This window comes from Micromonospora echinofusca (assembly GCF_017614955.1).
GTDB classification, from domain to species: Bacteria; Actinomycetota; Actinomycetes; order Mycobacteriales; family Micromonosporaceae; genus Micromonospora; species Micromonospora echinofusca_A.
In genome coordinates this window covers 1-835 of record NZ_WVUH01000699.1, presented here as the reverse complement: position 1 = coordinate 835, position 835 = coordinate 1, and the positions used below count along the sequence as shown (strand labels likewise).

Below are 835 nucleotides of genomic sequence, written 5' to 3'. Positions count from 1 at the left end.
CCCGGGTGCCGACTGTGGACCGGGGTACCCACCTGCGGGGGGCTCGTAGCCGGGGGGTGGACGAGTTCACGGTGCAGGGTAGTGCGGCACTGAAGCCGGTGGAGCGGGTGGCGACGCGGACCGCGCCGGCCACCCCGACCGGGCCACGGTTGCGGGTCGCCCCGCCGCCGCCGGTCACCGTACCCCGGGCGCCGTTCGTGGCGCTGATCCTGGCGCTGGTCGTCGGTGGCGTGCTCGGCATCCTGGTGATCAACACCAAGATCAACGAGAACGCCTTCCGGCTCGACAAGCTCCAGCAGCAGCAGGCCAAACTCAACATCGACGAGCAGCAGCTCAAGAAGGAGATCGCCGAGGCGGAGGCGCCGGGCAACCTGGCCGCCAACGCCCGCAAGCTGGGGCTGGTCGAGTCCGAGCAGCCGGCCTTCATCCGGCTGCCCGACGGGCGGCTGATCGGGGTACCCCAGCCGGCCGGCGGCCAGCCGTCGATCACCAGCCAGCAGGGCACGGGGGGATGACCGGTGCCACCGAGATCGGATGAACCGCGCCGGGACCCGCCAGGGACCCGGCGCGGTTCGGCACGGGGTGGTTCCGGTGCCCAGCCCGAGCCCGGCCTCGGTGGCATCTCCGAGGCCCGCGCCTACACCCCCCGGGGCCGGACCGTGCGGGAGTCCGCCGAGCAGCGGCGTACCCCACGGTCCAGCCGGTCCGGTGACCCGTTCCGGCCGGCCCTCCAGGTCCTCGACGGTGGTCGGGAGGTACCGGTCCGGACCACCCGACGCAGCACACCCGCGGCGGGCGCCAAGACCGTGCGTACCGTCCCGGCCGGGACCGGACG

At 74.1% G+C, this 835-nt stretch carries 1 protein-coding gene and 1 pseudogene; both read left to right on the top strand.

All coding sequences use genetic code 11. The features are described 5' to 3' along the window. Positions 1–515, top strand: a 515-nt coding sequence (locus GSF22_RS33965; RefSeq protein WP_208817969.1) for a hypothetical protein, incomplete at its 5' end; no start/stop codon positions are given. A 3-nt stretch (positions 516–518) separates the two neighbouring features. Further along, positions 519–835: pseudogene (locus tag GSF22_RS33960) on the top strand (penicillin-binding protein 2); the annotation flags it as partial.